Origin of the sequence: Streptomyces sp. NPDC006643 (assembly GCF_042870175.1) — a bacterium.
Lineage (GTDB): Bacteria > Actinomycetota > Actinomycetes > Streptomycetales > Streptomycetaceae > Streptomyces.
On sequence record NZ_JBIAHA010000040.1, the window covers coordinates 45,162 to 58,047 of the forward strand.

General features: G+C 71.3%; 11 protein-coding genes and 1 pseudogene. 7 read left to right on the forward strand and 5 right to left on the reverse strand.

The features are described 5' to 3' along the window. Positions 1-47 precede the first annotated feature (47 nt). Together ACFYNU_RS37080 and ACFYNU_RS37085 are read right to left on the reverse strand one after the other, a co-directional pair. The gene (locus ACFYNU_RS37080; RefSeq protein WP_356596109.1) at positions 48-806 is read right to left on the reverse strand and encodes an anti-sigma factor; all 759 of its coding nucleotides are present in this window, start codon (positions 804-806) and stop codon (positions 48-50) included. Beyond that, positions 803-1,387, reverse strand: coding sequence for a sigma-70 family RNA polymerase sigma factor (locus ACFYNU_RS37085; RefSeq protein WP_356596107.1), 585 nt, complete (start codon positions 1,385-1,387; stop codon positions 803-805). The genes ACFYNU_RS37080 and ACFYNU_RS37085 overlap by 4 nt, the downstream gene beginning before the upstream one ends. 241 nt (positions 1,388-1,628) lie before the next feature. Here ACFYNU_RS37085 and ACFYNU_RS37090 point away from each other — a divergent pair, with 241 nt between their 5' ends. Beyond that, positions 1,629-2,279, forward strand: a complete 651-nt coding sequence (locus tag ACFYNU_RS37090; RefSeq protein ID WP_356596105.1) for a PadR family transcriptional regulator — start codon at positions 1,629-1,631, stop codon at positions 2,277-2,279. Between the two features lie 116 nt (positions 2,280-2,395). Continuing rightward, a pseudogene (locus tag ACFYNU_RS37095) lies at positions 2,396-2,989 on the forward strand (ABC transporter permease); the annotation flags it as partial. 68 nt (positions 2,990-3,057) lie between these two features. Here ACFYNU_RS37095 and ACFYNU_RS37100 read toward each other — a convergent pair. Then, positions 3,058-3,906, reverse strand: a complete 849-nt coding sequence (locus ACFYNU_RS37100; protein WP_356596102.1) for a siderophore-interacting protein — start codon at positions 3,904-3,906, stop codon at positions 3,058-3,060. Positions 3,907-4,024: 118 nt separating this feature from the next. Continuing rightward, complete coding sequence (locus ACFYNU_RS37105; RefSeq protein WP_356596179.1) at positions 4,025-4,930, reverse strand: 5'-3' exonuclease; 906 nt, start codon at positions 4,928-4,930, stop codon at positions 4,025-4,027. Between the two features lie 402 nt (positions 4,931-5,332). On the opposite strand from ACFYNU_RS37105, the gene ACFYNU_RS37110 reads away from it, so the two are divergent. The 4 genes from ACFYNU_RS37110 (at position 5,333) to ACFYNU_RS37125 (ending at position 10,612) form a co-directional block, all read left to right on the forward strand. Next, a complete protein-coding gene (locus tag ACFYNU_RS37110) occupies positions 5,333-6,430 on the forward strand; it encodes a glycine betaine/L-proline ABC transporter ATP-binding protein (RefSeq protein WP_356596100.1) in 1,098 nt (365 codons plus the stop codon). After that, entirely contained in the window at positions 6,423-9,044 is a 2,622-nt protein-coding gene (locus ACFYNU_RS37115) for an ABC transporter permease/substrate binding protein (protein ID WP_356596098.1), read from the forward strand. The genes ACFYNU_RS37110 and ACFYNU_RS37115 overlap by 8 nt, the downstream gene beginning before the upstream one ends. Before the next feature lie 233 nt (positions 9,045-9,277). After that, positions 9,278-9,829 (forward strand): XRE family transcriptional regulator, encoded by a 552-nt coding sequence (locus tag ACFYNU_RS37120; RefSeq protein WP_356596096.1) that lies wholly within the window; start codon positions 9,278-9,280, stop codon positions 9,827-9,829. Between the two features lie 18 nt (positions 9,830-9,847). Next, the gene (locus tag ACFYNU_RS37125) at positions 9,848-10,612 is read left to right on the forward strand and encodes a helical backbone metal receptor (protein WP_356596094.1); all 765 of its coding nucleotides are present in this window, start codon (positions 9,848-9,850) and stop codon (positions 10,610-10,612) included. Here ACFYNU_RS37125 and ACFYNU_RS37130 read toward each other — a convergent pair. Further along, positions 10,551-11,711, reverse strand: a complete 1,161-nt coding sequence (locus ACFYNU_RS37130; RefSeq protein ID WP_356596092.1) for a TDT family transporter — start codon at positions 11,709-11,711, stop codon at positions 10,551-10,553. The two genes, ACFYNU_RS37125 and ACFYNU_RS37130, sit on opposite strands and share 62 nt — an antisense overlap. Positions 11,712-11,781: 70 nt before the next feature. Here ACFYNU_RS37130 and ACFYNU_RS37135 point away from each other — a divergent pair, with 70 nt between their 5' ends. Beyond that, entirely contained in the window at positions 11,782-12,705 is a 924-nt protein-coding gene (locus tag ACFYNU_RS37135) for a LysR family transcriptional regulator (protein ID WP_388768568.1), read from the forward strand. The last annotated feature ends 181 nt before the right edge of the window (positions 12,706-12,886 follow it).

Sequence of the window (12,886 nt, forward strand, 5' to 3'; positions counted from 1 at the left end):
CCGTAGCCCGCACCCCCCTCCTCAGGGGCGTGCGGGCCGTACGCCGTTCAGGTCGGGAAGGTCATCAGCGCCAGCGGGTCCGAGGTCGGCCGCGGTGAGCCGCCCGCCGGTTCCAGCGTGATGCCCATGCCCGACGCCGCCCCGACGGAACCGGCCATCAGCACCGGGTCCGACGTCGCGGAGGGGTCCATCAGACCCGCGTCCCGCATCGTGCCGGCGTTGTTGAACCAGAGCTGGTAGACCTTGCCGCTGGGCGGTTTGGGCATGCCCGACGCGATGAACGCCGCCTTGTCCTCGGCCCGCGACACGACGACCGTGCCGGTCGCCCCGTCGGACAGCTCGCCCGTACGGATCTTGGCGTCGGGCGCGGCGAGTACGGCGGCCAGTGCCGAGGACCGCTGTTCCGAGGCCGACGCCCGCGCGCGGGCGTCCTGCGCCTCCTGGTGCTGCCACACGGCGACCCCGCCGAAACCGGCGACCGCGGCGAGGCACGCGGCCAGCGCGAAGCGCGACAGCGCCCGCCCCCTGGCGGCCCCGCCGCCGGCGCCGCGTGACTCGCGGGCCACCTTGGGCGGCTCCTGGCGCTCGGTGGCGATCCGCCGCAGCACCTGCTCCTTGAGGGCGGGCGGCGGCGTCACGGCCACGGCCAGTCCCAGCCGCGTGGTGGTGGCGGCCAGTTCGCGTACCTCCTGGGCGCAGGCCGGGCACACCTCCAGATGCCGTTCGAACTCGGCGCGTTCGTCGGGCGCCAAGGCGTGCAGCGCGTAGGCGCCGGTCAACGTGTGCAGTTCGGCTGTGCTGCTCATGCGCTCACCCCCAGGCAGTCGCGCAGCCGGATGAGTCCGTCGCGCAGTCGTGTCTTGACCGTGCCGAGCGGCACGGCGAGCAGTTCGGCCACTTCCCGGTAGGCGAGCCCCTGGTAGTACGCCAGGGTGACCGACTGGCGCTGGAGTTCGGTGAGGGTACGTACACAGCGCCGTACCTGTTCACGCTCCAGCCGGGACTCGACCTGTTCCGTCACCTCGTCGAAGGCCGGTGTCCGGTCCAGCAGCGCCGCCCGGTGCTCGCGGTCGCTGGAGGCCTGGGCGGAGCGGACCCGGTCCACCGCGCGCCGGTGCGCGAGGGTGAGCACCCAGGTCATGCCGCTGCCCTTGGCCGCCTGGAAGCGCGGGGCGCTGCGCCAGACTTCGAGCAGGACCTCCTGGGTCACCTCTTCGGACTGGGCGGGGTCGCGCAGGACGGAGCGGACGAGTCCGAGTACGGGCCCGCAGACCATGTCGTACACATGGGCGAAGGCCTCCTGGTCGCCCCGGGCCACCCTGCCCAGCAATTCCTGTAGGTCCGGCCCGGCAGAAGCGGGGCCGCCGATCTGTACGGCTTGTTTCACGCGGCTGTTCCTCCACGGTGCGGGCGTGCGGGCGTTCCCGCCGTCCGGCGGAGCGGACGGTTTCACCCGTCTATTCGGAGCCGCGTTCGCGAGGGATTGGTCAGGTCTTCGCCCGATGGTGTCACAGGCGGTCAAATTCGCGATATAGCGCGGTTGACGCTTGTGGTCACTCGCGATATGTTCGTGGCCGAGTATTCGTATCAGGGTAGTTGGTGCGGCGGGCGAAGGAGAGGGGCGTGGCATGGGAGCGAAACGGCGCAAGCTGAGCAATCCGCTGGCCCTCGCCGTCATGGCACTGCTCTCGGAGCGGCCCATGCATCCGTACGAGATCGCCCAGACGCTGCGGCAGCGCGGCAAGGAGAACAGCGTCAAGATCAATTTCGGCTCCCTCTACACCGTCGTGCAGAACTTGCAGAAGCACGGTTACGTGGAGGTCGCCGACGTCCAGCGGCAGGGCAACCGCCCCGAGCGCACCCTCTACGGCCTGACCGGGGCCGGACGCGAGGAGATGCTCGACTGGCTGGCCGATCTCGTGGCCGTACCGGCGCGTGAGTTCCCGCTCTTCGAGACGGCGCTCTCGCTCGTCGGCGTCCTGCCGCCCGACGAGGTGGTGGGGCTGCTGGAGGAACGGCTCGCGAAGCTCGACGTCCAGTACGCGGCCGGCCGCGCCGTCCTGGCGCAGCTCGGCAGGACGCTGCCCCGGCTCTTCGTCGTGGAGACGGAGTACCAACTGCACATGGTGGCCGCTCAAGCCGACTGGATCCGGGGCCTGTTGAGGGAGATGGCCGAGGGCACGCTCAGCGGGCTCGACGACTGGCGGCAGTTCCACGCGACCGGTGAGGCACCCGAGGAGTGGCGGAAATTGGAGGGCGAGGACCCGCTGAAGCCCTGAGAAGGGCGCCGACGCGGGCGCTGAGAGAAGACCGGACGAGAAAGCCCTGGCGGTGCTGTTGGCCCAGCCCCGCCAGGGTGACGAACCCCAGACCCGACCGCTCGTGAAAGCGCTCTCTGATCCCGGGCATCGTGGTGATGAGCGCGCTCGGCTCCAGCATGTGGGCCGGCATGGGCACGCTGGAGGAGATCGAACGCGGCACGCTGAACCGCTTCCTGACCACGCCGGTCAGCCGTAGCGCGCTGATGAACGCCAACGTCGTGCAGAACGGCATCGGCACCGCCGTGCAGTCCGTGATCATCCTGCTGCTCGGGAAGCTCGGCGGCGCCCACTATCCGGGCGGTGCGGGCGGCCTGCTCGTGCTGCTGCTCTGCGCGATCCTGCTCGGCACGGTCTTCGGGGCGCTGTCCAACGCGATGGGCATGCTCGTACGGCAGCGGGAGTCGATCATCGGCATCAACACGTTCCTGCTGCTGCCGCTGACATTCCTCTCGTCGGCGTTCATGGCGCCCGCGCAGATGCCGTCGTGGATGGCGCGCATCGCGGACTTCAACCCCGTGAACTGGGCGATGGTCGCGGGCCGTTCGGCGATGGCGTCCGAGCCAGGCTGGGGTGACGTGCTGAGCCGCGGGGGAGCGCTGCTGGTGCTCGCGATCGTCGCGGTCGGGCTCTCGACCCTGACGTTCCGCTCGTACCAGAAGTCCGTGTAGTAGCCCGGCCGTTGCCCCTGGTGGCCCCCGGTGGCGGTCACCAGGGGCACCCGGGGGCGCGAGGGGACTCAGGCCGCCGAGCCGTCCTCCTGCTCGCGCTCCACCTGTTCGTTCCACTCGCGCTTGACCGCCCGCCACGCCTCGTCGTTCTGGCCCAGCCGCCAGTAGCCCGAGATCGACAGCCGCTCACGCGGGATCTGCCGGTCGTGCCGCAGATGGCGGCGCAGCTCCTTCACGAAACCGGCCTCGCCATGCACGAAGGCGTGCACGTCCCCGGCGGGGAAGTCCAGCGCCCGCACGGCGGCGACCAGCGCCTCGCCGACCGGACGGCTCCCGCGGTGCAGCCAGACGATCTCGGCGCCGGCGGGGGCGGCGATCTTCTGCTCCTCCTCCGGCCCCTCGACCTCCACGAGGACCTGGATCCTGGCACCCTCGGGGGCCTGCTCGACGGAGGCCGCGATGGCGGGCAGCGCGCTCTCGTCGCCGACGAACAGATGCCAGTCCGCGGCCGGGTCGGGGGCGTACGACCCACCGGGGCCCAGGAACAGCACCGGCTCGCCCGGCCGCGCGGCGGCGGCCCACGGTCCCGCCAGGCCCTCGTCGCCGTGCACCACGAAGTCGATCGTGATCTCGCCGGCGTCCGCGTTCCACTCGCGCACCGTGTATGTACGCGTCGCGGGCCACTGCTCACGCGGGAAGTCCTCGCGGACCCGGTCCATGTCGAACGGCTCGGGGTAGCTGACGCCCTCCGGCGCGAAGAGCAGCTTGACGTAGTGGTCGGTGAACTCGCCCGCTTCGAGCCCGGCGGGTCCGTCGCCACCGAGGACCAGGCGCACCATGTGCGGCGTGATGCGCTGAGTGCGTATCACCCGCGCCTCGTGGACCTTCGGTGATCTGCGGGCCTGCTGTGCTGCCACGGCGCGTCTCCCTCGACTCATGCGGCACACGGCCGCCGCTCGGCGGTCGCGTGGTGCTTAGGCATGCCTAAGTTAACACCCTGCCGTCGGCGCACGCCTGATCCGTGCGCCCCCGCCGTCACTTCCCGAGCGTGACCAGCAGCCTGTGCAGCGCGTTCTGAATCCCCCAGCGTGCCGCCAGCGCGTCCAGCGTCTCCGGATCGAGCGGCTCGGCGGGCAGCGCCGGGTCGAAGTCCGGCAGGGGGACGTCACCGGCGACCCGCACCACCGTCGGCGCGACCGCCACATAGGCCCGGGACTCGTCCAGCCGCTTGCGCTGCGAGGGTGTGAGCCCGGACCGGGGATCGTCGACCGCCGCCATGATCCCGGCCAGATCCCCGTACGCGTCGAGCAGCTTGGCCGCCGTCTTCTCGCCGATCCCGGGCACGCCGGGCAGCCCGTCGCTCGGATCGCCGCGCAACAGGGCCAGATCCACATAGCCGGAGCCGTCCACCCCGTACTTCTCGCGCAGCCACGCCTCGTCCGTGACCTGGAGCGAGCCGACCCCCTTGAGCGGATACAGCACCCGCACCTGGCGGGCGTCGTCCACCAGTTGATACAGATCGCGGTCGCCCGTGATGATGTCCACCGGGCCCGACGCGGCACCGGTGAGGGTGCCGATCACGTCGTCCGCCTCGTACCCCGCGACGCCGACCCGGGCGATACCCAGCGCGTCCAGCACCGCCTCGATGATCGGCACCTGCGGCGCCAGCGTGTCCGGCGTCTCCTCCTCGTCCGGTCCCTCCGGTGTCTCCACCGCCACGCGGTGCGCCTTGTACGACGGGATCAGATCCACCCGCCACTGGGGCCGCCAGTCCGCGTCCCAGCAGGCCACGAGATCGTCCGGGTGGTGGTCCTGGACGAGCCGGGTGATGAAGTCGAGCAGCCCCCGGACCGCGTTGACGGGTGTGCCGTCGGGGGCGCGCACGGAGTCGGGGACCCCGAAGTAGGCCCGGAAGTAGAGGGAAGCGGTGTCGAGGAGCATCAGGCGTCGCGTCACAACCCTGATGATGCCGTATCCCACTGACAGCGGCAGGGCAGCGGTCGGGCAGCGGCAGGGCGGCGGTCGGTCGGCGGCCGGCCGGCGACAGGGGAGCGGTCGGGCGGCGGATCCGATCCCATCTGACCTGCGGGGGAGCATGTTCGAGTGGTGTGGACCACATAAGTGTTTGGGTCATGCCGACCGGGGCAGGCGCGCAGGCGGAGCGGACCCGGACACGGACTCCCACAGACCGTCGACCGGACACCACGGGCAGACTCCGTGCCGCTCCACGGCCCGCCGGCGGGGGTGGCGGGCCGTTTCTCATTTCGACGGCGTGAGGTATATGTGTCCAGGCTGCAGGCGGAACACCTGTACAAGGTATTCGGCGCACGACCCGAAGAAGCGGTGAAAAAGCTCGAAAACGGCACAGACCGTGACGAGTTGCGCGCCGATGGTACGACCGCAGCGGTGATCGACGCCTCGTTCGCCGTCGATCCCGGTCAGATATTCGTCGTGATGGGACTCTCCGGATCCGGCAAGTCCACCTTGCTGCGCATGCTCAACGGACTGCTGGAGCCGACGGCGGGGCGCGTCCTCTTCGACGGCCAGGACCTGACCGCCCTGAGCCCGGCGGAGCTGCGCACCGTGCGCTCCACCAAGATCAGCATGGTCTTCCAGCACTTCGCGCTCTTCCCGCACCGCAGTGTGCTGGAGAACGCGGGCTACGGCCTGGAGGTCCAGGGCGTCCCCCGCGCCGAACGCAACCGGCGCGCCACCGAGGCGCTCGAACTCGCGGGCCTGGCCGGCTGGGAGAAGGCCTGGCCCGACGAGCTGTCCGGCGGTATGCAGCAGCGGGTGGGCCTCGCCCGCGCGCTCGCCACCGACGCGGACCTGCTGCTCATGGACGAGTCGTTCAGCGCGCTCGACCCGCTGATCCGCCGTGACATGCAGGACCAGCTCCTGGAACTCCAGAAGCGGTTGAAGAAGACCATCGTCTTCATCACCCACGACCTCAACGAGGCCATGCGGCTCGGCGACCGGATCGCCGTCATGCGCGACGGCGAGATCGTCCAGCTCGGCACCGCCGAGGACATCCTCGTCACACCCGCCAACGAGTACGTCGCCTCCTTCACCCAGGACGTCGACCGCTCGCGCGTCCTGACCGCCGGCGCGATCATGGCGGACGCCGACACCGCCCATGGCACCCGTACGGACGACGGCAAGGAACTGCGTACCGACAAGGACGTGCTCGACGCGGCGCCCGCCACCGTCACCGCGGACACCCCGATCATCGAACTCTTCACCCCCTGCTCGACCAGCTCGGTCCCCGTCGCCGTCGTCGACGACGAGGGGCGCCTCGTCGGAGTCGTACCGCGATCCAGACTGCTCGCCGTGCTCGGCGAGCCGATGACGCCCGCGGACGCGACCGCGCCGGCGTCCGCCCCGGTGACCGCCGGCGACCCGGCCACGCTGTCCGTCGGCAAGGAGGCGGCCAGTGCCTAGGCTCCCGCTCGGCGAGTGGGTCGACAGCGGAGTCGACTTCCTCCAGCGCCATCTCTCCTGGCTGTTCGACGCGATCAGCTCGCTCGTCACCAATATGTTCGACGTCGTCGACGCGGTGCTCAACGGTCCCGAACCGCTGCTCCTCGCCGGCATCCTGGCCGTACTCGCCTGGTGGCTGCGCGGTCTCCTCGCGGCCGTACTCGCCTTCGTCGGCTTCGCCCTCATCGACTCGATCGAGTTGTGGGAACTCGCGATGTCGACGCTCTCGCTCGTGCTCGTCGCGACGATCGTCATCCTGGTCATCGCGGTGCCGCTCGGGGTCTGGGCCGCGCGCTCGGCCACCGTCAGCGCCGTCATCCGGCCCGTGCTCGACTTCATGCAGACGATGCCCGCGATGGTCTATCTGATCCCCGGCATCATCTTCTTCGGCGTCGGCGTGGTCCCCGGCATCATCGCCACGATCATCTTCGCCCTGCCGCCCGGTGTCCGTATGACGGAGCTGGGCATCCGGCAGGTCGACGCCGAACTGGTCGAGGCCGCCGAGGCGTTCGGCACCAGCCCCCGCAACACCCTGCTGCGTGTCCAGCTCCCGCTCGCGCTCCCGACGATCATGGCCGGCATCAACCAGGTGATCATGCTGGGCCTGTCCATGGTCGTCATCGCGGGCATGGTCGGCGGCGGCGGCCTCGGTGGCGCCGTCTACCGCGCCATCGGCAACGTCGACATCGGCCTCGGCTTCGAGGCGGGCGTCTCCATCGTCATCCTGGCGATGTATCTGGACCGGCTGACCGGCGCGCTGGGCCGGCAGGTCTCCCCCCTGGGCCGCCGCGCGCTGGCCAAGGCGCAGGCGATGCGCGGTTCGTTCAAGATCTCGGACCACCGCCCGCGCCCGTCGGTCGCGGTGGTCGGTGTGGTCGTCCTCGCGCTCGTCGCGGGCGGCATGAGCATCTTCGGCGGCGACAAGTCCGCGACGGTGGCCGCCGACGGCGACGTCGGCCAGGGCAAGAAGATCAGCATGGGCTACATCCCCTGGGACGAGGGCATCGCCTCCACCTTCCTGTGGAAGGAGCTGCTGGAGCGGCGCGGTTACGAGGTCGACGCCACCCAGTACGAGGCCGGGGCGCTCTACACCGGCCAGGCCAACGGCCAGATCGACATCCAGACCGACTCCTGGCTGCCCACCACCCACGCCACCTACTGGGACAAGTACCAGGACAAGCTGGAGGACATGGGCTCCTGGTACGACCAGACGTCCCTGGAGCTGTCCGTGCCCAGCTACGTCAAGGGCGTCGACTCGCTGGCGGATCTCAAGGGCAAGGCGAGCCAGTTCAAGGGCCGGATCATCGGCATCGAGCCCAGCGCGGGCGAGATGGGCATCCTGAAGGACAAGGTCCTCAAGGAGTACGGCCTGGAAGGCGAGTACAAGGTCGTCGACGGCTCCACGCCCGGCATGCTGGCCGAGCTGAAGCGCGCGTACGAGAAGAAGGAACCGGTCGTCGTCACGCTGTGGTCCCCGCACTGGGCCTACAACACCTACGACTTGAAGAAGCTCAAGGACCCGAAGGGCACCTGGGGCACCGGCGACGGCGTGCACACGCTGACCCGCAAGGGCTTCTCCGCCGACAACCCGGGCGTCGCCAAGTGGCTGAAGAACTTCAAGATGACCGAGGACCAGCTCACCAGTCTTGAGGCGGAAATCCAGGGCGCCGGCAAGGGCAAGGAGCAGGAGGCCGTCCGCGCCTGGCTGAAGCAGAATCCCGAACTCGCCGACAAGTGGACCCCGGTCGCCGGCGTCAGCAAGGGCGCGAACGGCAAGGACGAGCGTGACCGGCCCATCGAGGTCGCCTGGTTCCCCTGGGAGGAGGACATCGCCGCCACGTATCTGTGGAAGGCGGTGCTGGAGGACCGGGGTTACAAGATGAACCTCAAGCAGTTCGAGGTCGGTCCGATGTACACGGCGATGTCCCGGGGGCAGATCGACGTCCAGTTCGACGGCTGGCTGCCCAACACACAGAAGAAGTACTGGGACAAGTACGGCGACAAACTCTCCGACCTCGGTTCCTGGTACGGGCCGACCTCCCTGGAGATCGCCGTGCCCTCCTATGTGAAGGGCGTCGACTCGCTGGCGGATCTCAAGGGCCGCGAGGACGAGTTCAAGGGCCGGATCGTCGGCATCGAGCCCGGCACCGAGACCATGAACATCCTCAAGAACAAGGTCCTGCCGGGCTACGGCCTGGACGGCGGCTACGAGGTCGTCGACAGCTCCACACCCGGCATGCTGGCCGAACTGAAGCGCGCGTACGGCAAGAAGGAGCCGATCGCGGTCATGCTCTGGACCCCGCACTGGGCGTACAACGAGTACAAGCTGACCAAGCTGAAGGACCCGCAGAAGGCCTTCGGCGAGGGCGACCAGATCCGCACGGTCGGCAACAAGGACTTCCCCAAGAACTATCCGCAGCTGACCAAGTGGTTCAAGGACTTCAAGTTGAGCGAGCAACAGCTCGCCGGCCTGGAGAACGAGATCCAGAAGCGCGGCACGGGTCATGAGGAAGAGGCGGTCGAGGCCTGGATGGAGAAGAATCCCGGCATCGCGGACGAGATCGCTCCGCAGTGAGCGACGGAAACCGGCCGGCCGGCTAACGGGTCACGGAAAGCGAGAAGGCGGGCACCCCGAGAGGCGGTGCCCGCCTTCCCCGTACCCCGTCGGCGCGGCTCGCGTAGATTGGATGTGTCACCCCCTACGGGCCGGTAACCGGATCGGGACGGATCGACGGCGGGTCGGACAGACCGCCCTTGCACGGCCGTCAACTCTGAGAAGATGACGATCCGGCCGGAGGGAGCCCAGACATGGACGACAAGGAAGCGCTCAGGGTGGGCGCCGCCGTCCGCAGGCGGCGCAGGTCCCTCGGGCTGACGCTGGCGGCCGTCGCCGACCGCAGCGGACTGTCCGTACCTTTCCTCAGCCAGGTCGAGAACGAACGGGCCCGGCCGAGCGCCCGCTCGCTGGAGCGGGTCGCCGACGCCCTGGAGACGACCACCGCCGCGCTGCACGCCGCGGCCGACTCGGCGCGCACGGTCGATGTCGTACGGGCCGACGCGGACAGCGCTCCGGGCGTACGCAGGGTGGCCCGCGGCGGACACCAGCTGCACGCCAAGGAGTACACGGGCGAGCTGGACACCGGACGTGAGTACCAGCACCGCAACGACGAGGTGATGTACATCGCCGACGGTTCGGTGGAGGTCGAGGCCGAAGGCCGCGCGTACCGCCTGGAGCGCGGCGACACGCTGTATCTCTCCGGCGGTGTCCGGCACCGCTGGCGCGCCACCGAGCCCGGCACGCGCATCCTGGTCGTCGCCGTCGCGGAGCACATCGACGCGACGTTCGACACCCGGCGCTGAGGGGCGGCCCGCCGCGCCATGCCGACCGGCCCCCGGATCGTCTCGCTCGTCCCCTCGCTCACCGAGGCCGTCGCGGTCACCGCGCCCGGACTGCTGGTGGGTGCCACCGACTGGTGCAGCCACCCCGCCGGCCTCGACGTCGTACGCGTCGGTGGCACCAAGAACCCCGACATCGCCGCCATCACCGCGCTGCGCCCCGACCTCGTCGTCGCCAACGAGGAGGAGAACCGCGCGCCGGATCTGGCCACGCTGCGGGCGGCGGGCATCGAGGTGCTGGTCACCGAGGTGCGCGAGCTCGACCAGGCGTTCGCCGAACTGGAGCGGCTGCTCGTCACGGGCTGCGGGCTCGCCGTACCGCGCTGGCTGGACGAGGCGCGCGACGCCTGGGCGGCGTTGCCCGCACCGCCTCCGTACGAAGACGGACACGCAGACGGACGCGCAGACGGACGCGCAGACGGACGCCGGGCGGTCGTGCCGATCTGGCGCCGGCCCTGGATGGTGCTCGGCCGGGACACCTTCGCCGGTGATCTGCTGGCCAGGCTCGGTGTGCACAACGTCTACGCGGACCACGCCGAGCGCTACCCGCGCATCCCCCTGGCCGAACTGCGGGCCTCCGGCGCCGACCTGGTGGTCCTGCCCGACGAGCCGTACCGCTTCACCGCCGACGACGGCCCGGAAGCCTTTCCCGCACTGCCCGTCGCGCTGGTCGACGGGCGGCTGCTCACCTGGTACGGGCCGTCACTGGCCGAGGCACCGGCGGCGCTGCGGGCAGCGCTCCGCTGACCAGGCCGTGGACCGTACGGGTCCAGGCGACCGCCCAGGCGGCGGTGAGCAGGGCGAACAGACCGAGGGCGAGCCATGACAGGGCTGCCAGGCCCGTGACGCGGGCCAGCCCGGCGGCGCCGGTCACACAGGTGCCGACGGGGAAGGTGAAGGCCCACCACGTCATCGAGAACGGCATCCCGCGCCGTACCGCGCGCACGACCATGGCGCCCGCCAGGGCCAGCCACAGCAGGGCGAAGCCCAGCACGGGCACGCCGTACAGGACGGCGAACGTGTCCGGTACGGCGAAGGCGGGCGTGGCCCGCGCGAAGTGGCCGACGGCCGTCGTGGACTGCCCGAGCGGGCCGAGCACGAGGAAGAGCGCCGGTGTCAGGGCGACGGGGAGCGGACCGAGCAGCACGAGCCTGCCGAAGACCAGCGGCAGCAGGATGAGCGTGGCGAGCAGGCTCATGCCGAACAGGGCGTAACAGGCCAGCAGCAGGGCCTCGCGCCACTGACCGGCGGGCAGATACGGGATCAGGGCCGGGCCGAGCGCCGCCGACACCATGGGCGCCACCACCGGCAGCAGCCACACCGGGGACGCGTCGGCGGCCCGTACCCGGTGGCGTACCACCATGAGATACGGGACGCCCACCGCCGCCGCCAGGCCGACGAGTGTGCCGGCCGTGAAGAGTACGGCGTCCACCGCCACGGCCGCGCTCTCGCCGATCACCTGCCGGCCCACGGTGAGGGTGGCGCCGCCGACCGCCAGCAGGGCCATCGCGAGACATCCGTAGAAGGGCGCGACGGCGGGGTCGAGCAGCTGGGCGCGGGCCCGGTCGCGGTGGTGGATCCAGTGCCCGGCGCGGGCGGCCAGGACGACCAGGAGCATCAGCGCGGACAGGGCCCACACGGTGACGCAGAAGGCGCGGAGTCCGGGGACGGGTACCGGCGCCGGGTCCCGGGGGAGTGCGGCGCCCGCGCTCGCCACGATCGCGGTGCCCATCACGCTCGCGTACCAGTTGGGCCCGACGTGGCGCAGGACCGGGAAGCGGCCGGGGCGGGCCGTGGTGACCGGCTTGACCAGGGGATTGAGGGCGGCAGGGGCGAGGGTGGGCATGCTCGCAGCCTCGTCGCTCCAAGGGCTCCCCACCAGCCCCTTCGTGGCTATGAGGCCATAACCTGAACGTATGACTGATGAGCCTCCTGTGACTCTCGCCCACCGGGTGCCCGAGCTGGGCGCGCTGGAGCTGCTCATCGCCGTCGCCCGGCACGGCAGCATGGGAGGCGCGGCCCGCGAGCTGGGCATCAGCCAGCCGGCGGCGAGCAGCCGGATACGGTCCGTCGAGCGGCAGCTCGGCGTCAGCCTCTTCGACCGCTCGCCCAGCGGCTCCCGGCCCACCGAGGCGGGCGCGCTCGTCACCGACTGGGCGCGGCGGATCATGGAGGCGGCGGAGGCCTTCGACGCGGGCGCGCAGGCGCTGCGCGACCGGCGCGACTCACGGCTGCGGGTCGCCGCGAGCATGACCATCGCGGAGTATCTGCTGCCCGGCTGGCTCATCGCACTGCGTACGGCCCGGCCGGACACGGCCGTCTCGCTCCTGGCGGGCAACTCGGGAGCCGTGGCCGCACGGCTGCTCGGCGGCGAGGCGGACCTCGGCTTCGTGGAGGGCCTTGCCGTGCCCGCGGGGCTGGACGGCACGGTGATCGGCCGCGACCGGCTGGTGGTCGTCGTCGCGCCGGCGCACGCGTGGAGCGGACGGCGTACGGCGCTGACGCCGACCGAGCTGGCGGCCACTCCGCTGATCCTCCGTGAGGAGGGCTCGGGCACCCGCCAGGTGCTCGACGCGGCACTCGCCTCCTACGGAGGTCTCGCCGAGCCGCTGCTGGAACTGTCCTCGACAACAGCGGTCAAGGCGGCGGTCGTCAGCGGCGCGGGACCCTCCGTGCTCAGCGAACTGGCCGTGGGGGAGGAGCTGGCGGCCCGCCGCCTGCTGGAGGTGGAGGTGGCGGGCATCCGGCTGCGGCGCGACCTGCGCGCCGTCTGGCCGACGGGCCACCGCCCGAGCGGCCCCGCGCGGGAGCTGCTGTCGCTGACGCGCGTGACCCCCTGAACGCCCAAGGCCGCGACACCGGCCGCGGGGGGGGGGGGGGGGGGGGGGGGGGGGGGGGGGGGGGGGGGGGGGGGGGGGGGGGGGGGGGGGGGGGGGGGGGGGGGGGGGGGGGCGGGGGGGGGGGGGGGGGGGGGGGGGGGGGGGGGGGGGGGGGGGGGGGGGGGGGGGGGGGGGGGGGGGG